The organism is Nocardia sp. NPDC019395, assembly GCF_040632335.1.
Lineage (GTDB): Bacteria > Actinomycetota > Actinomycetes > Mycobacteriales > Mycobacteriaceae > Nocardia.
In genome coordinates this window covers 146,864-163,731 of sequence record NZ_JBEYBT010000007.1, presented here as the reverse complement: position 1 = coordinate 163,731, position 16,868 = coordinate 146,864, and the positions used below count along the sequence as shown (strand labels likewise).

General features: G+C 66.8%; 17 protein-coding genes and 1 tRNA gene. 5 read left to right on the top strand and 13 right to left on the bottom strand.

What is annotated here, in order from left to right; all coding sequences use genetic code 11:
• Window positions 1–308: 308 nt before the first annotated feature.
• Window positions 309–381: transfer RNA gene (locus ABZ827_RS19270), tRNA-Asn, on the bottom strand.
• Between the two features lie 205 nt (window positions 382–586).
• Between ABZ827_RS19270 and ABZ827_RS19265 the strand changes: the two genes are divergently transcribed.
• Window positions 587–835 carry a hypothetical protein gene (locus ABZ827_RS19265; RefSeq protein ID WP_357238281.1) on the top strand — a complete coding sequence of 83 codons (249 nt, stop codon included), beginning with the start codon at window positions 587–589 and terminating at the stop codon, window positions 833–835.
• Between the two features lie 55 nt (window positions 836–890).
• On the opposite strand, the gene dnaG is transcribed toward ABZ827_RS19265, so the two are convergent.
• From dnaG to ABZ827_RS19250, 3 genes are all read right to left on the bottom strand, one after another.
• Window positions 891–2,816: a DNA primase gene (gene dnaG / locus ABZ827_RS19260; protein WP_357238279.1), complete on the bottom strand. Its 1,926-nt coding sequence runs from the start codon at window positions 2,814–2,816 to the stop codon at window positions 891–893.
• A 67-nt stretch (window positions 2,817–2,883) separates the two neighbouring features.
• Entirely contained in the window at window positions 2,884–4,128 is a 1,245-nt protein-coding gene (locus tag ABZ827_RS19255; protein WP_357238277.1) for a deoxyguanosinetriphosphate triphosphohydrolase, read from the bottom strand.
• 64 nt (window positions 4,129–4,192) lie between these two features.
• Window positions 4,193–4,825, bottom strand: a complete 633-nt coding sequence (locus ABZ827_RS19250; RefSeq protein WP_357238431.1) for an ElyC/SanA/YdcF family protein — start codon at window positions 4,823–4,825, stop codon at window positions 4,193–4,195.
• A 568-nt stretch (window positions 4,826–5,393) separates the two neighbouring features.
• Here ABZ827_RS19250 and ABZ827_RS19245 point away from each other — a divergent pair.
• On the top strand, window positions 5,394–6,296 hold the full coding sequence (locus ABZ827_RS19245) for a cutinase family protein (RefSeq protein WP_357238276.1): 903 nt from the start codon (window positions 5,394–5,396) through the stop codon (window positions 6,294–6,296).
• Window positions 6,297–6,367: 71 nt separating this feature from the next.
• Here the strand turns inward: ABZ827_RS19245 and ABZ827_RS19240 are convergent, their stop codons facing one another.
• Together ABZ827_RS19240 and ABZ827_RS19235 are read right to left on the bottom strand one after the other, a co-directional pair.
• Window positions 6,368–7,045 carry an MBL fold metallo-hydrolase gene (locus ABZ827_RS19240; protein WP_357238274.1) on the bottom strand — a complete coding sequence of 226 codons (678 nt, stop codon included), beginning with the start codon at window positions 7,043–7,045 and terminating at the stop codon, window positions 6,368–6,370.
• 83 nt (window positions 7,046–7,128) lie between these two features.
• Window positions 7,129–8,514: a glycine--tRNA ligase gene (locus ABZ827_RS19235; RefSeq protein WP_357238272.1), complete on the bottom strand. Its 1,386-nt coding sequence runs from the start codon at window positions 8,512–8,514 to the stop codon at window positions 7,129–7,131.
• Between the two features lie 213 nt (window positions 8,515–8,727).
• On the opposite strand from ABZ827_RS19235, the gene ABZ827_RS19230 reads away from it, so the two are divergent.
• Window positions 8,728–9,078: a metalloregulator ArsR/SmtB family transcription factor gene (locus tag ABZ827_RS19230; RefSeq protein WP_357238270.1), complete on the top strand. Its 351-nt coding sequence runs from the start codon at window positions 8,728–8,730 to the stop codon at window positions 9,076–9,078.
• Between the two features lie 3 nt (window positions 9,079–9,081).
• A complete protein-coding gene (locus ABZ827_RS19225; RefSeq protein ID WP_357238268.1) occupies window positions 9,082–9,522 on the top strand; it encodes a Fur family transcriptional regulator in 441 nt (146 codons plus the stop codon).
• Between the two features lie 78 nt (window positions 9,523–9,600).
• On the opposite strand, the gene ABZ827_RS19220 is transcribed toward ABZ827_RS19225, so the two are convergent.
• Entirely contained in the window at window positions 9,601–10,578 is a 978-nt protein-coding gene (locus ABZ827_RS19220) for an ABC transporter permease (protein WP_357238266.1), read from the bottom strand.
• A 105-nt stretch (window positions 10,579–10,683) separates the two neighbouring features.
• Here ABZ827_RS19220 and ABZ827_RS19215 point away from each other — a divergent pair, with 105 nt between their 5' ends.
• Window positions 10,684–11,325, top strand: coding sequence for a TetR/AcrR family transcriptional regulator (locus ABZ827_RS19215; protein WP_357238265.1), 642 nt, complete (start codon window positions 10,684–10,686; stop codon window positions 11,323–11,325).
• Window positions 11,326–11,332: 7 nt separating this feature from the next.
• Here the strand turns inward: ABZ827_RS19215 and ABZ827_RS19210 are convergent, their stop codons facing one another.
• From ABZ827_RS19210 to ABZ827_RS19185, 6 genes are all read right to left on the bottom strand, one after another.
• Window positions 11,333–11,752: a hypothetical protein gene (locus ABZ827_RS19210; RefSeq protein WP_357238263.1), complete on the bottom strand. Its 420-nt coding sequence runs from the start codon at window positions 11,750–11,752 to the stop codon at window positions 11,333–11,335.
• Window positions 11,749–12,558: an isoprenyl transferase gene (locus tag ABZ827_RS19205; protein ID WP_357238261.1), complete on the bottom strand. Its 810-nt coding sequence runs from the start codon at window positions 12,556–12,558 to the stop codon at window positions 11,749–11,751. The genes ABZ827_RS19210 and ABZ827_RS19205 overlap by 4 nt, the downstream gene beginning before the upstream one ends.
• A 404-nt stretch (window positions 12,559–12,962) precedes the next feature.
• Window positions 12,963–13,697, bottom strand: a complete 735-nt coding sequence (recO, locus tag ABZ827_RS19200; RefSeq protein ID WP_357238259.1) for a DNA repair protein RecO — start codon at window positions 13,695–13,697, stop codon at window positions 12,963–12,965.
• A 100-nt stretch (window positions 13,698–13,797) separates the two neighbouring features.
• On the bottom strand, window positions 13,798–15,033 hold the full coding sequence (locus tag ABZ827_RS19195; protein ID WP_357238257.1) for a cytochrome P450: 1,236 nt from the start codon (window positions 15,031–15,033) through the stop codon (window positions 13,798–13,800).
• On the bottom strand, window positions 15,030–16,310 hold the full coding sequence (locus tag ABZ827_RS19190) for a cytochrome P450 (protein WP_357238256.1): 1,281 nt from the start codon (window positions 16,308–16,310) through the stop codon (window positions 15,030–15,032). Before ABZ827_RS19190 ends, ABZ827_RS19195 begins: the two co-directional genes overlap by 4 nt.
• Entirely contained in the window at window positions 16,307–16,864 is a 558-nt protein-coding gene (locus ABZ827_RS19185; RefSeq protein WP_357238429.1) for an ATP/GTP-binding protein, read from the bottom strand. The genes ABZ827_RS19190 and ABZ827_RS19185 overlap by 4 nt, the downstream gene beginning before the upstream one ends.
• Window positions 16,865–16,868: the final 4 nt, after the last annotated feature.

Genomic DNA, 16,868 nt, shown 5'->3' with positions numbered 1-16,868 from the left:
ACTATCGGGAGCGATAGTATCAGGCAAGAAAGCATCGGTGGTGAGCCCTCCACCCCCGAGCGGTGCGCACACTGCGCCGATCTTGCCTCGAACCCAATTGCCGGAGGATCACATCGGCGCCCACACTCGTCGAAAGACCTTCAGGTTCAACAGAACTCAATGTATAGCGAACGGACTCGGCGCGCTACTCAGCCCGTCCGACACACGCGGCGCAGATTTGCAGCGATCTATCTACCGTTCTGGCAACTGTGGCACGAATTCGGCTCCCGACCCTTCGGATGAAACCGATGGTCAGGAGCCTGATATTGCTCCCCCAACTGGACTCGAACCAGTAACCTGCCGATTAACAGTCGGCTGCTCTGCCAATTGAGCTATAGGGGATTGCTCATGGTCTCGCCCGTACCGGGCTGACCGAGGTGAAACTTTAGCGTATCGGTGGGTGCGCGCCCAAATCGCGGGGTCGAGCTCGGACTGACCGGGCGAATACGGTTCCGAGCGGTGCGTCTGTGGTGGCGTCGGATCGACAGGTGTCGGTGCGGTCGGGCAGGATAGGGCAGCACGGACTACTGGGAGGAGCTCGACCCTAATGCTGCGGTTGATCATCGGTGTCGCTGCCGGTTATGTGCTGGGCAGTAAGGCCGGGCGGGCGCGCTATGAGCAGATCAGTGCCAGTGCGCGTGCCGTCGCGGGGAGCCCGGTGACCCGCAAGCTGGTGATGGTGGGCCGGCAGAAGCTATCGGACAGGTTGAGCACCCAGCAGAAGCTGGAGCCGATGGAGCCGCTGGACGAGCGCACCACCGTGATGGTGCCGCACGATCAGTTGCGGCAGCGCTAGCGCACCAGCACGTCCGCTTCCCGTCTTGCGCGAGCCGCGGCGGGCTTCGGCCGGCCTAGGCGGAGGAGGCGAAGTCGCCGCTGCCCATGGCCTGATCCAGGAGGCTTTTGCGGTACTGCTCCAGGGCCACCAGATCGCCGAACAGCGCCATGTAGGTGTCGGGGTCGTCGGTAGAGGAGACGCGGTGCAGGCGGGACTTCAGTTCCGCGATCTGCCGCCCGACCAGCCCGGCTTGAGCGTTGGCGAGGACGCCGTTGATGAAGCGCGGGATATCGCCGGCGGTTTTCACCGGCAGCGGTTCGCTCGCCAACTCGGAGACCAGGGCGCGGAGTATGAGGTCGTCGGTGCGGTCGCTGATCGCGCCGATCCAGTCGGCACCCGACAGCCCGCTCGAGGCGCCACCGGCTTCGGCCATGAGTGTGCGCACGGCGATATAAGCGGGGTGGGTGAACGCGTCGGGTTCCAGGGCGTCGAAGGCCGGGCCCGCGATTTCCGGGTACTGGAGTCCGGCGGTGAGGGCTTGGCGCTGGGACCGCAGCACCGGATCGCGCGGGTCCGGGTGGGCGGCCGGCTGCGCCGGGCCGGACTGTTCGGGGCGCGGCCCGCGGGTGGGGGCCGCCGCGGCGCCACGGAGTTTGCGGGCTTCCTCGTCGACGCGGCGGTAGACGAGCTGTGGGTCCTGCCAGCCGGTCCATTCCGCCAGCTGAGTGGCATAGCGTTTGCGCAGCCCGTGGTCCTTGATCTGGGCGACGATGGGCACCGCCCAGCGCATCACCTCGACCTGGCTGTCGTAGGTGAGGGCGCGGGTGCGGCTGTCCTCGCGTTTGGCGATCTCCTGACGCAGCGCGAAATCGAACAGTGGCTCGCGGCGGGCGACCATATCGCGCAGGGCGGCGTCACCCGAGCGCTGCCGCATCTCGCACGGATCCTGACCGTCCGGTGACACCACCACGTAGGTCTGCCCGGCCACTTTCTGGTCGCCCAGGAATGCTTTGAGGGCCGCGGCCTGGCCGGCGGCGTCACCGTCGAAGGTGAAGATGATCTCGCCGCGCCAGAAGTTGTCGTCCATCAGCAGGCGGCGCAGGATCGCCAGATGGTCGTCGCCGAACGCGGTACCGCAGGCGGCGACGGCGGTTTTCACCCCGGCCAGATGCATGGCCATCACATCGGTGTAGCCCTCGACGACCACGGCCTGATGACCTTTGGCGATATCCCGTTTGGCGTGATCGAGACCGAACAGCACCTGAGATTTCTTGTACAGCAAGGTTTCCGGGGTGTTGACGTACTTACCCGGCATGGTGTCGTCTTCGAACAGTTTGCGGGCACCGAAACCGATCACATCACCGCCGAGATTGCGGATCGGCCACAGCAGTCGCCGGTGGAAACGGTCGATCGGGCCGCGCCGGCCCTGTTTCGACAGGCCGGCCGCCTCGAGTTCCTTGAACTCGAAGCCCTTGTTCAACAGGTGTTTGGTGAGGGTGTCCCAGCCCTCGGGGGCGTATCCGCAGCCGAACTGGGTCCAGGCGGCTTCGTCGAAGTTTCGGTCGGTGAGGTATTTGCGGGCCATGGTGGCGTCGGGGCCGCGCAGCCGCGCCATATAGAACTCGTGCGCGGCGGCGTTGGCGGCGACCAGGCGGCTTCGGGTGCCGCGGTCGCGCTGCACCGAGGTCCCGCCGCCCTCGTAGTTGATCCGGTAGCCGATCCGGTCGGCCATCTGCTCGACGGCCTCGACGAAACCGATGTGCTCGATCTTCTGGATGAACGCGTACACGTCACCGCCCTCACTGCACCCGAAACAGTGGAACAGGCCGTGGTTGGGCCGGACATGGAAGGACGGCGATTTCTCGTCGTGGAACGGGCACAGGCCCTTCATCGAATCGGCGCCACCGCGTTTGAGCGCCACATATTCACCGACCACATCCTCGATCCGGACCCGCTCACGAATGGCGGTGATATCGCGAGCTGATATTCGTCCGGTCACGGAGACGAGTCTAGGTGAGTCACCGACTGCTGGAACCCGAGCACCCTGTGCGCGAACTCACCGCGGCTCACAGACCGGCGGCGACGCGTTCGAGACGGCTCTCGGTGTAGGAGGCGATCTGGTCCACGATCACCCGCACCCGTGCGGTGTCGTCGGCGGCGGCGTCCCACCAGGGCTGCAGGATCGGATCGAGCGCGGCGGAGCCGGTGGCCAGCAGATGTCCGGCGACAGCGGTCAGCCGGTCCCGTTGCTCGGCCTGGCGCAGTTTGTGGTCGGGATCGGACATCACATAGCGCAGCGCGACCGTCTTGAGGATCGCGACCTCGGCGGCGGCGACGGGCGGCACGATCAGATCGGCGGAGTAGCGGGCCGGTGGGCCCTGGGAGGCCTCCCGCGTGGTCACGACCGCGGCGTTCGCGAAACGACCCACGAGTTCGCTGGTCAGCCGCTTCAACGCCACCGAACTCCGGAGCGTGCCGTCATAGGCGAAGACATCGGCGACCACCGGCAACTCCGACAGCCGCTGGGCCGCCGCCACCAGATCGTCGACCGACAGGCCGCGATGCTGCACATGCCCCAGCTCGGCGAGCGCCGAGCGCTCCACCGGATCCGCCAGCGCCCGCAGATCGATCCGCCCGGCGATGATCCCGTCCTCCACATCGTGCACGGAATAGGCGACATCGTCGGACCAGTCCATGACCTGGCATTCCAGGGCCGGCCGCAGATCCGGGGCATCCTTGCGCACCCAGGCCAGCCGGTCGGTGTCCACCTCGTAGGCGCCGAATTTGCCGCCCGGCTCGGCACGCTGCCACGGGTATTTGACGCATGCGTCGAGAGCGGCGCGGGTGAGATTCAACCCGGCACTACCGCCGTACGAGTCGAGCACTTTCGGTTCGAGCCTGGTCAGGATGCGCAGATTCTGGGCGTTGCCCTCGAACCCACCGAAATCGGCGGCGAAGATATCGAGCGCCTTCTCACCGTTGTGCCCGTAGGGCGGATGACCGATATCGTGCGCCAGCCCCGCGAGTTCGGCCAGGTCGGGATCGCAGCCGAGACCGTCGGCGATACCGCGCCCGATCTGCGCGACCTCCAGTGAATGGGTCAACCGGGTGCGCGGAGTGTCACCGTCACGCGGGCCCATGACCTGGGTTTTATCGGCCAGCCGGCGCAGCGCGGCCGAATGCAGCACCCGGGCACGGTCGCGCGCGAATTCGCTGCGATGCCCGTTACCGGCGGCGCCGGCATCGACCAGACCGGCCGTTTTGGGGGCCTCGGTGACCAGGCGTTCCCGGTCGTGCTCGGTGTAGCTCATCGGCCAAGTCTGCCACCCGGGGGTGACGGTTCAGCGTGTTCGGCCGCACCGGCGGGTGAAGGGTTCACTGCCCGGCGGTGTAGTTGAAATCCGCCGAGAAATGGGTGAGCTGATACCAGAGCAGGGCCGCGGTTTCCCGGGCGATTCCGTGCGCCTGGGATTCGCGGGTGTAGACGGCGGGGCCGGTGCGGGTGGGCGCGGTCCACGCGTCGAGCCCGGCGTCCCGGGCCATGGTGCGGGTACGCAGCGAATGCCAGGGGTCGCTGACCAGCACCGCGGACTCAAGCCCGCGGGCCCGCAGCGCCACGGACACCGCTTCGATGCTGCGCAAGGTATCGGACCCGGTTTCCACCGCGAGAACGGAATCCTCCGGGATACCGGCGTCCGTCAGATACATCTTCCCGGACGCCGCCTCGGTGTAGAGGTCGCCGTCCTGTTTCCCGCCGACCGTGACGATCAGATCCGATACGCCCTGGTCGTATAGCTTTTCCGCCTGATAGAGCCGTGCCTCGAACACCGAGGACGGGGTCCCGGAGTATTGGGCCGCGCCGAGCACGACGATGGCGTCGGCGGGCGTGTAGTCCTCGATCCGCGCCACCTGCCACACCCGCACACCGGTACCGAGCACCAGCACCGAGCCGACCAGTACGGCGCCGGCCAGCAGCCGGCCGGTCCAGCGCAGAATCGCGGTTCCGATCCCGCGCGCGGCACCGGAACCGGGCCGCGCGGCCGATCGTGTACGCACTGGCGTCCAAGTCACGTCACAAGTCTGCCAGGCAGGTTCCGGTCCATGGACAGGGCGCGGCCCGAACCGGCAATCCCGCCGCGACCGATTCTCTGAGTCGTCTTCGCTGTTCAGACTGGTTCGGTGGCTCGTCCCGCGGCCCGGCGCCTTCGGATCGAACCCGAAATCCGGACTGTGCCGTGGCACGCCGCGTCGGAGTTGTCGCCCGAATCGTTATCGGGGCCGGCGGTTCGAATATCGGTCGAATAGGACAATTTCGGCATCGAGTCGCGGTCGAGGGTGAATTTCCCGTGGATCGAGGTCGAACAGCGGTAGGTTGCGCTGCCGATACCAGCGCCGATGTGATTTGCTGTACGTCGGCGAGATCTGCTGCGTCATCACTCGTTCCGGCGGTGACCGCGGACCCGCCCATACTTATGCGTCAGACCGCGATGATGCGGGCATGTCTGTCGACATTTTTGGGAAACCTGGGAACAGGTGAACGGCCAGTGGCCGTCTCGGTGAGCACATGGAGAACACAATGCCTGGATGGAAAACCACCGCTGCCGGTGTGGCGATCACTCTCGCCACTGTCCTCGCCCCCGCGGCGGTCACTACGACCGCCCAGGCCGTTCCGGCGAACTGCCCGAACCTATATGTGGTCGCGATCCCCGGAACCTGGGAAACATCGAAAGCCGACCCCGGTCGAGGGATGCTCGCCGCGGCCGCCGACGGACTGCCCAACGGCGCCTACTCCGACTACGTCGCCTATACGGCGACCGCTTTCCCGTGGGAGGGCGAGGTATACGGCCGCTCCAAGAACGAGGCGATCGCCGGGGCGCGCGGGTTGATCTCCGATGTCGCACGGCGCTGCGGCAACACCCGTTTCGCGCTGCTCGGATACAGCCAGGGAGCCGATGCCGCGGGTGATCTCGCGTCCGAGATCGGCACCGGGCTCGGTGTGGTGCCCGCCGACCGGGTCTCCCTGGTCGGACTGATCGCCGATCCGCGCCGCTCCCCGATCGACAACCTGATCGGCCCCGCGGTGCCCGGCGCCGGTGCGGGCGGCCCCCGGTTGACCGGTTTCGGCTGGCTCAGCAACCGCACCTACACCTTCTGCGCGGTCGGCGATCTGTACTGCTCCACCCCGGACGGTGATTTCGCGGCCCGCATCGCCGGCTTCCTCGCCCAGGTTTCCAATGCCGATCCCGCCCAACTGAGCAACTACCACTCGCTGGGTGTGGAACTGCTCAACGACGCACTGGCCGCGGGCGGGGTCGGACTGCTGCACGATCAGCTCAACGGCGACGCCTACGAGGAACGCAAGAAGCAGGTCGACGATTTCGTCAAATCCGGTATCCACCAGAGCTACCCGCACTACCGGGTCGCGGGCGGCGCCACCGCCCTGACCTGGCTGCGACAGCAGCTCGTCAGCCTGTCCTGAGGCCGTTCCGGGCACGGCCGGACTGCCGGGCGTCTACGGCACGGCCGCGCGCCGGCCGTGCCGTGGACAGATCACCAGCCGCGACTCTTCCACTCGGCCAGCGCAGGACGTTCGGTGCCGAGGGTGGTGTCATCACCGTGGCCGGGATAGACGACGGTATCGTCACCGTACCGGCCGAAAAGTTTGGTGGTGACGTCGGCGTACAGGGTGTCGAAGTCCCCCGGTTTCCAGGTCTTCCCGACTCCGCCCGGAAAGAGACAGTCGCCGGTGAACAGATGTGTCCGGCCCGAACCGTCGGTGAGAGCGAGGGTTACCGAGCCCGGCGTGTGCCCGACGAGGTGGATGATCTCCAGGGTCAGTTCGCCGACGGTGACCGTGTCCCCCTCCGCCAGTAGGCGTTTCGGCGGGACCGGAAGCGGTTCGGCGTCCAGGGCGTGGGCGGCGGTCGGCGCGCCGGTGGCCTCGGCGACAGCGGTGAGCGCCTGCCAGTGGTCGGGATGCTGGTGGGTGGTGACGATCAGGCCGACCCCGCCCGGAGTTTCCTGTTCGATCAGTTCGATGATCCGGGCCGCCTCGTTGGCGGCGTCGATGAGCAGAGCCGCACCGGTCGCGGTGCATTGCACCAGGTAGGTGTTGTTGTTCATCGGGCCGACCGACATCTTGGTGAACCGCGCGCCCGGGACTTCCCGGCGTTGCGCCGCGCCGTCCGGTTCGACGTGGCCGGTGTAGGACGTTTCGATGGTGATCACGTCCCGATGCTATCGAGCGAGCCGGTGCACCGCGCCCCTGCCGGAACCGGGTGTCCGGAAACGGCAGGAGCGCGCCGGGCGGGTCAGCAGCCGATCAGGCGTTGCGCGAGATAACCCTCGACCTGGTCGAGGGCGATCCGCTCCTGTGCCATGGTGTCGCGTTCGCGGACCGTGACGGCCTGATCGTCGAGGGTGTCGAAATCGACCGTGATGCAGAACGGGGTACCGATCTCGTCCTGCCGGCGGTAGCGGCGGCCGATGGCGCCGGCATCGTCGAATTCGATATTCCAGTTCCGGCGCAGCGCGGCGGCCAGTTCCTTGGCCTTCGGCGTGAGGTCGGCGTTGCGCGACAGCGGCAGTACGGCGGCCTTGACCGGGGAGAGCCGGCGGTCCAGCCGCAGCACGGTCCGCTTGTCCACACCGCCCTTGGCGTTCGGGGCCTCGTCCTCGGCGTACGCGTCGACCAGGAACGCCATCAGCGAGCGGGTCAGACCGGCCGCGGGTTCGATCACGTACGGGATGTAGCGTTCTTCGGTGGTCTGGTCGTAGTAGCTCAGGTCCACACCCGAATGCTCGGCGTGCGTGGACAGGTCGTAGTCGGTGCGGTTGGCGATACCTTCCAGCTCACCCCATTCGCCGCCGGTGAAGCCGAACCGGTATTCGACATCGGTGGTACCTGCCGAATAGTGCGACAGCTTCTCTTTGGGGTGTTCGAACAGGCGCAGGTTCTCCGGGTCGATACCGAGGTCGGTGTACCAGGAGAACCGGGTGTCGATCCAGTACTTGTGCCATTCGGCGTCCTCGCCCGGTTTGACGAAGAACTCCATCTCCATCTGCTCGAATTCGCGGGTGCGGAAGATGAAGTTGCCGGGGGTGATCTCGTTGCGGAAGCTCTTACCGATCTGCGCGATACCGAACGGCGGCTTCTTGCGCGCGGTGGTTTCGACGTTCTTGTAGTTGACGAAGATGCCCTGCGCGGTTTCCGGGCGCAGATAGTGCAGGCCCTCCTCGTCGTCCACCGGGCCGAGGTAGGTCTTGAGCAGGCCGGAGAAGTTCCGCGGTTCGGTCCATTTGCCCGGCTGACCGGTTTCCGGATCGTTGATATCGGCCAGGCCGTTGGCAGGCGGATGGCCGTGCTTGGCCTCGTAGGCTTCGAGTAGATGGTCGGCGCGGTAGCGCTTATGGGTGTGCAGGGATTCCACCAGCGGGTCGGTGAACGTCTCCAGATGACCCGAAGCAACCCAGACCTGCCTGGGCAGGATCACCGAGGAATCGAGGCCCACGACATCTTCACGGCTGGTGACCATGGACCGCCACCACTGCTTCTTGATGTTCTCCTTGAGCTCGACGCCCAGCGGACCGTAGTCCCACGCCGATTTGGTACCGCCGTAGATCTCACCACACGGGTACACCAGGCCCCGGCGCTTGGCGAGGTTGGCAACGGTGTCCACCTTCGACTTGGGTGCCACGCGAGAACTCTCCATCCACTACGAATCGCCAAAGTTACGCTGCCCGGATCGGGCGCACGTGACCGCGGCCGGTCGTTGCGCGCAGGCCGGACCGCTGATCCTGTATAGCGTATCCACCCGTGCTAGTGGGTTTCGCACCCGCACCGGCATGGACATTTGACATGCATATCCATGCATATCAAAATGGGACCGGTTTCCAATAAGGAGTGGACCATGACAACCGATACCGCCGCCGTCGCCCACAACCCCTATCGTTCCCCTGCTCCGGTCCCGATTCCCACCCGGACTGTACTGGAGAACGCCGGTGAGCTGCTGCGCGCGCTCGCGGCCCCCGTTCGCATCGCCATCGTGTTACAACTGCGGGAGTCGCCGCGCTGTGTGCACGAATTGGTGGATGCCCTCGGTGTCACCCAGCCGCTGGTCAGCCAGCATCTGCGAATACTCAAATCGGCCGGGGTGGTGCACGGTGAGCGTTCGGGCCGCGAGGTCCTGTACGAACTCGTCGACGATCATCTGGCACATATCGTGGTCGACGCAGTAGCGCACGCCGAAGAAGAAGGGTAATTCGTGTCCGAGAACCTGGTCACCGCGAAAGGGACCACCACACAGAAAGCAGTCGGTATTCGCACCACGCGGCAACGCAACGCGATCGCCGCGCTACTGGAGGATATCGACAGGTTCCGGTCGGCCCAGGAACTACACGACGAACTGCGCCAGCGGGGTGAGGGCATCGGTTTGACCACGGTCTACCGCACACTGCAGTCCCTTGCCGACGCCGGCATGGTGGACGTGTTGCGCACCGATAACGGGGAGTCGGTGTACCGGCAGTGCTCCACGGGGCACCACCACCATCTCGTATGCCGGCACTGCGGGCGCACGGTCGAGGTCGCCGGCCCGACCGTGGAAGCGTGGGCCGCGAGCACCGCGTCGAGCCATGGGTTCACCGAGGTCAGCCACACACTGGAAATTTTCGGCACCTGCCACTCCTGCGCCGAGGTCCGCGGCTGACCGGCCGGAGACGCGAACGAACAGCGGCCCGCCACCCGGATACCGGGTAGCGGGCCGTCGTATTTGCCGGCGCGCGGATCAGGCGGGCACCGGTATCGATTCCGGCTCGCTCGGCTCGGGTTCGCGACGACGGCTGTCGCGCAGCACTCCGATGCCCAGCAGGACCACCGCCAGGACCGCCCACGCCGCCAGCACCAGCAGCGGCCCCTGTCCCCCGGCCCCGTCGAAGAACGCGACCGACCGGAGCAGCGAGGCCGCGGCACCCGGCGGCAGCAGTTGCCCGACCGTTCCCCACGGCTGCGGCAGCAGTTCCGGGGCCGAGGTAGCTGCGGAGAACGGATTACCGATCAGCAGCATCGCCAGCGCCGCGATACCGATACCCGCGCGGCCGATCACCGTCGCCAGGCCGGCGACGGTACCGGCGACAGCGAAAGAGACCAGACCGGCGACCAGCGACAGTCCCAGATACGGGCCGGGAACGATCGACAGCCAGGTCTGGGTGACCAGCATGCTCAGCAGGCCACCCGCGATACCGAAGGTGACCACCCCCGCGATCCGTCCGGCAGCCGACGGGACCAGCAGGGTGAGCAGCACGCCCCCGGCGATACCGGCCATCACCAGCGGCAGGGCCATCGCGCCGAATCCGGCACCGCGCGGATCATCGGGATCGGCCGGAACCACATCCTCGACCGGTGCGGCCGGGGAACCCGACATCTGCTGCCCGATCTGGGTGAGCTGCTGGGCGACCGCCGGGCTCGCGCCGGAGGCGACCAGCATCCGGGGCGCACCGTTCCCGGTGATGATCGCCCCGTAGACCTCGCGGTCGCCGAGGGCTTCGCGGGCCGCGGCCTCGTCGGGCAGGGTGGTCAGTTCGAAAGCGCCGGGGCTCTGACCGGCCAGGCGCGCCTCGACCATCGCCGCCTGCGGGCCGGCGACAGCCAACGGCAGGTCACGCGGGGCGATATTGGTCGCGGGCCAGGCGAAGGCGATCAGCATCAGCGCTTGGAGAAGGGCCGCGCCCAATCCGATGGCCACGGCGCGCTGGATGACGTTCATGACGTTCTCCCGGAAATCGAAGGCTCGTTCTTTTTAACGATGACCCCACCGTCCCATCGGTCGCCGCGGCTTGTCAAGAACGAACATTCGTTTTAGTTTGGAGGTATGCCCCGAGTCAGCGATGAACACCTGGAACGCCGCCGGCAGCAGATCCTCGACGCCGCCCGGGTCTGTTTCGTACGCAAGGGGTTCCACCAGACCTCCATGCAGGACGTCTTCACCGAATCGGGACTGTCGGCCGGTGCCGTCTACCGGTATTTCAAGGGCAAAGACGAGCTGGTCATCGCCCTCGCCTCGACGGCGGCCGGCGATATCCGCGCCCGGATGTCGGAGGTGATCTATCGCGATCCGCTCCCGACACCCGCGGAACTTGTCGCCCACATGACAGCCTGGCTCGATACCCAGAGCGGGCCCGAAGGCCGCTTACGGCTGGCACCGCAGGCGTGGTCACTGGCCTTGATCGATAAACAGGCCGCCGAACCGGTACTCCGGACCATGACCGGCATCCGGGCCATCTGGCGCGACTACGCCGAACGAATGCGGGACCAGGGATGGCTCGGCGCCGACGCGGACCTCGACGCGGTCGCTGTCGCACTGTTCGGGATATTGCCGGGATACGTGCTGCAAAGCCTGCTCATCGGCGATCTGGACCGCGACGAATACATCCGCGGTATCGATACGCTCTTCCCATACGGACCCCCGCACCGGCCCGGCCCGGCCGAACCCGCGGCCGAGCTCTCGGAGTGAAACCGCCTCAGGGCAGCAATCCCTGACGCGCCTGCCCGGCCCCGCCGAGTACCAGCAGCAGCATGGTCGTGAGCGCCTGATCATCGAGACCCGCCGCCGGAAAGGTATAGCGCAGAATCACATCGGCGAGCTTGTCCCGTGTCATCACCGCGATGGAACCGAACTGCAGCGCGGCATTACGCTCGGCCACCCGCTTGTGCAACTGCGGTTTGAGCGGGCGGTCCCAGGCCAGCACACACGTCAGCGACAGCACATCCAGGCCCGGTGTCAGGGTGAACGCACTCAGCGAACACAACACCCCCTGAAAATCGAAACGCAGCGAACCATCGGTATCGACCCGGATATCGATATCGTGCAGGCCCAGGCCGGCGCCGGCCCGTGCCTTCAACTCGATATCGGGGGCCACGGCACCGGAATCGGAGGTCATTTGGTGCCACCGAACCGGCGGTCACGCCGCGCGTACTCCAGACATGCCTCCCACAGATTGCGCCGATCGAAATCCGGGAACAAGGTGGCCTGATAGACGAACTCCGCGTACGCGGACTGCCAGATCAGGAAGTTCGAACTCCGGAACTCGCCCGATGGCCGCAGGAACAGGTCCACATCGGGCATATCCGGCTCGTCCATGTACCGGGCCACCACGGCCTCGTTCACCTTCTCCGGGTCGATCTCACCGGCCGCCACCCGGCGCGCGATCTCCCGTGCGGCATCGGCGATCTCGGCCCGGCCACCGTAATTCACGCACATGGTCAGCGTCATCACGGTGTTGTCCTGCGTGAGTTCCTGCGCGACCTCGAGCTCACGGATCACACTGCGCCACAACCGCGGCCGCCGCCCCGCCCAGCGCACCCGCACACCCATCTCGTGCATCTCGTCGCGCCGGCGCCGGATCACATCCCGGTTGAACCCCATGAGGAAACGCACCTCGTCGGGACTGCGCCGCCAGTTCTCGGTGGAGAACGCGTAGGCCGACAGCCATTTGACACCGATCTCGATACATCCCTCGACGGTGTCCATGAGAACGGCCTCGCCCTTCTCGTGACCGGCGGTCCGCGGCAGACCTCGCTCCTGCGCCCACCGGCCGTTCCCATCCATCACCAGCGCCACATGCCGAGGGACGAGCTCCCGCGGGATATCGGGCGGCCGCGCCCCGGACGGATGCGGTGCCGGCGGGCGGACAGTCCGAGCGCCGGCAGGAGCGTCCGAACCGGCGGAATCACGACGCAGGATCACCAAAAAAGGGTAGCTGGGTTCGAGGCACACCGACGCGCGCGGGGTTCCCGCAAGGGTTGGCGGTCGCCGGACCCGGCCCTACCGCCGCGCCCATGAGATTCGGAACCCTACAGATCCGTCCACATCCGCCCCGACCCCGTTTTCCCGCATGCGGCCGGTCCGCCTCGGTGGTTCGGGGCCCGTCTCGTTCTGGAGCGACCAGAGCGAAGGAGCGCAGCGACTGAGCGCCGGGAGTGAAGAACGAGACCAAGGGGGCCCCGAACCCGCGACGCCGCAGGCGGCGCCAAAAAACACAGCACCTATCACGCGCGACGCCACTTTCCCGGCTTCGCTGTTCGCTTCATCTTCCACCTTCGCGAACCAGCCCGCCGGAAACACCCGGCGCCGCGTCCGAACACCCCCGCTCAGACACTCCGTTCGATCAAGGGCAGAGTTCGCAGCTCACGCTCCAGATGCCACTGCAGATGTGCGGCGATCAGGCCGCTGGCCTGGCGGCGGGCCGATTCCGGGATATCCGCCACCCGATCCCAGCGACCGTGCCGCAGCGCCAGCAGATGATCGAACACCGCGGGGGCCGGGGTGGCCGCGCCGGGTGGGCGGCAATGCACACACACCGCGCCGCCGGCGCCGATATGGAACGCGCGGTGCGGGCCGGGGGTGGCGCAGCGAGCGCATTCGTCGATGGCCGGCGCCCAGCCGGCGTAATCCATGGCGCGCAGCAGAAAGGCGTCGAGGACGAGTTCGTGCGGGCGTTCCCCGGCGGCGATCGCGCGGAGAGCACCGGCCGTGAGAGTGTGCAGCCGCGGTACGGGAGCACGTTCCTCCCCGGCCAGGCGTTCGGCGGTTTCGAGAACGGCGCACGCGGTGGTGTAGCGGCCGTAGTCGGCGACGATCGCGGTCGCGAAGGCCTCCACGGTGTGCACCTGGGTCACTGTGTCCAGGTTGCGGCCCGGGTGGAGCTGGACGTCTACATAGGCGAACGGCTCCAGCCGCGCGCCGAACTTCGATTTGGTCCGGCGTACCCCTTTGGCCACGGCACGCACCACACCGTGCTGCCGGGTCAGGAGCGTGACGATGCGATCGGCTTCGCCCAGCTTGTGCTGGCGCAGCACCACAGCATGGTCACGGTACAGAAGCACACGGTCAGTCTATTGGCGCCGTCTCCGGCGGCGCCGGATCGGGGCCCATCTTCGCCGGCCGCGTCCAGCGGGGCCGACCGGCGCCGGAAACACAGCGTCGCTATGACAACCGCACCGGGAACGCCGCCGGATCGTTCTGGGTGAGAACCGGCAGGTTGCCGTGCTCGCCCAGGGGGATATCGGCACGCAGGCCCGGGAAGCGGTCGAAGAGTGCGGGCAGGGCGATGGAAGCCTCCAGGCGGGCCAGGGCCGCGCCCGGGCAGATATGCGGGCCGTAGCCGAAGGACATATTCCGGTTGGCGGTGGGGCGGGTGAGATCGAAGGTATCGGCGTCGGCGCCGTGCAGGTCGCGGTCGCGGCCGATGGCGCGGTACGACATGACTACACCGTCACCCTTTTCGATGGTCAGGTCGTCGACGGTGATGTCCTCGGTGGCGAACCGCATCAGCAGGTGGATTACCGGACCGTCCCAGCGCAGGGTTTCCTCGATCGCCTCCGCCCAGGTACGTTCCCCGGCCCGGATCGCCGCCAATTGTTCGGGATGCCCGAGCAGGGCACGGGTGGTCATGATGATCAGGCTGACAGTGGTTTCGTGTCCGGCGGCGACCAGCGCTTTGAGATTGCCGTGCACCTCTTCCTCGGTCAGCGGGGTTTCACCTTCCGCGACATCGTGGATGAGATCGGAAGTGAGATCGTCGGCCGGGTTCGCGGTCTTCGCCTCGATGAGTTCGGTGTAGTAGTCGTCGAGTTCGACGAAGACCCGCATCCGCTCATCGTGCGGGGTCAGCAGCGAGAAGAACTTCTTGTACGACTCGAGCAGGTAGGTATGGTCGGTGCGCGGCACCCCCATCAGCTCGCTGATCACGCGCATCGGCAGCGGATAGGCGAACACCTGTTTCAGGTCCACCACCCCGTCCCTGTCCCCCGCCTCGGCCAGATCGCCGAGGAGTTCGGCAGTGAACTGTTCGATCTTGGGCCGCAATGCGCCGAGACGGCGCGGCGCCAGCGCGCGGGTGGTTTTGATCCGTAGCCGGCGATGTTCGGCGCCGTCCACGGTGAACATGGAACGGCCGGCGTCGATCATGCCGATCAGCGGCCAATCCCGGGTCACCGCCCCGGACTGCCACAGATTCCATCGGGTGTGGTCTTTGACCAGGCGGGTATCGGTGAGCAACCGGCGCGCCAGATTGTGCCGGGTGACGGTCCAGGCGGGTGCGCCGAGCAGTTCGACCTTCGTGAGTGCCGGGCCCTCGCATAAGGTTCGAGTCTCCCCCGCGAGATCGGCGACCATGGGGTCGATGGTCAGGGCCGCGGTATGCGGGCATTGCTGGCTCACGAGCCACCTCCAACGGCGGGAACAGGTGTGAAACGAACTGGCAGAGAGGTGAATCCGCGCAAGAACGGCGAAGGCCGGCGGACCAGGGATTCGGCGGTGACTGCCAGATCCAGATCGGGCAGCCGGTCGAGCAGAACCTCGATCCCGGTGCGGGCGATGATTTCGGCGATCTGCTGGGCCGGATAGGGACAACGGTATTCGCCGTGACTGAACGCGAAATGCGCGGCATTCCCGGAATGCGCCGGATCGGCACCGTCGCCGGTGTATTGGCGGATATGCGGATCGGCATTGGCGGCGGCCAAACCGAGCAGCACCATATCCCCGCGGCGGACCGGAGCCTCGCCGAGCCGGGTATCGCGAGCGACCCAGCGGCCCGCGAGGATCTGTGTCGGCGTGTCTTCCCAGAGCACTTCGGTCATGGCCTGGCCGATACTGTGCCGGGCCGCACCGAACGCGGCGGCGAACCGATCGTCCACCAGCATGAGCCGGACCGAATTGCCGATCCAGTCGGCGGTCGGCAGATGCCCGGCCGCTGTCACCGACTGCATATTCAGCACATATTCCTCATCGGCGAACGGTTCGGGATCCGCCAGCATGCGCGACACCAGATCCTGGCCGGGTTCGCGTTTCTTATGGGCCAGCAGCTGCCGCATATATTCCACGAACCGCCCGTAGGCGGCCGGCGCCTCGGGACCGCCGTCACACAGCACCTGCATGTTCTGGGCCAGATACGGCCCATCCGATTCGGGCACACCCAAGATCCAGGCCAGGGTCAGAACCGGAAGCAGCTCGGCGAATTCGGTGACCACATCCGCGTGACCGCGACCGCAGAACCGATCGATCAGGCCGTCGGCCAGTTGTTCGCAGGCGCTGCGCAGGGCGAACGGATCCACCGACTCCAGCGCGGGTTCCACCAGCGCCACATGCCGCGCGTGCGCGGCGCCGGCGGTGAAATAGATACCCGGCTGCGGACGGCCGACCATCGGCAGCAGCGGCCAATCCGGCGGTATCGCCGGCCACTGGTTCCACAGACTCGAATCCCGCGGGAACAACAGCCCGTCCGTGGTGACCTGATGCAATTCCCGATAGCCGATCACGAGCCATGCCGGAATACCGCCGACGAGTTCCACCGCCACAACGGGGCCGTGCTCCGACCGCATCCGGGTGTAGAGCAGAGCGGGGTCGGTGTGGAAGCCGGGACCGTCGAGCGCGACCGCGCCCGACGGCGGCACCGGGCAACCGGCCAGGGTCGCGGTGTTGTAGTCCGGGTGCGTCACGATCGCGGCTCCGATCCGGCGGCCGGCGGGACCTGCCTCTCGATGAGGTGTTCCACCAGGCCGATCAGCACCCGTTTGCCCGAATCCCGGGAACGGGCATCGCAGGTGAACAACGGAACATGCGGGTCCAGGTCGAGAGCGTCCCGGACCTCGTCCAGGGCCGGCGGTACCGGTTCGAACGAGTTGCAGGCCACCACGAACGGGGTGCCCTGATATTCGAGACGGTCGATGGCGTACCAGGAATCGCTGATCCGGCGCGGGTCGACCAGCACCACCGCCCCCAAGGTTCCCGCGAACAGCCGGTCCCACAGGAACCAGAACCGTTCCTGTCCGGGGGCGCCGAACACATACAGCACATATTCGTCGGACAGGCTGATCCTGCCGAAATCGAACGCGACTGTGGTGGTCGACTTTCCGGTGACGCCGGAAAGATCGTCCACCCCGGCACCGGCGTCGGTCATCACCGCTTCGGTATCCAGCGGCCGGATCTCGCTCACCGAACGGACCATGGTCGTCTTACCGACCCCGAATCCCCCGACGACAACGATTTTCAGGCCG

What these genes read in the sequence shown, in the direction of transcription:
- ABZ827_RS19230 (WP_357238270.1), top strand. Translation starts at nt 8,728, where the DNA reads ATGACAACCGATACCGCCGCCGTCGCCCACAACCCCTATCGTTCCCCT.
- ABZ827_RS19255 (WP_357238277.1), bottom strand. Translation starts at nt 4,128, where the DNA reads ATGAGCTACACCGAGCACGACCGGGAACGCCTGGTCACCGAGGCCCCC.
- ABZ827_RS19215 (WP_357238265.1), top strand. Translation starts at nt 10,684, where the DNA reads ATGCCCCGAGTCAGCGATGAACACCTGGAACGCCGCCGGCAGCAGATC.
- ABZ827_RS19265 (WP_357238281.1), top strand. Translation starts at nt 587, where the DNA reads ATGCTGCGGTTGATCATCGGTGTCGCTGCCGGTTATGTGCTGGGCAGT.
- ABZ827_RS19245 (WP_357238276.1), top strand. Translation starts at nt 5,394, where the DNA reads ATGCCTGGATGGAAAACCACCGCTGCCGGTGTGGCGATCACTCTCGCC.
- ABZ827_RS19220 (WP_357238266.1), bottom strand. Translation starts at nt 10,578, where the DNA reads ATGAACGTCATCCAGCGCGCCGTGGCCATCGGATTGGGCGCGGCCCTT.
- ABZ827_RS19210 (WP_357238263.1), bottom strand. Translation starts at nt 11,752, where the DNA reads ATGACCTCCGATTCCGGTGCCGTGGCCCCCGATATCGAGTTGAAGGCA.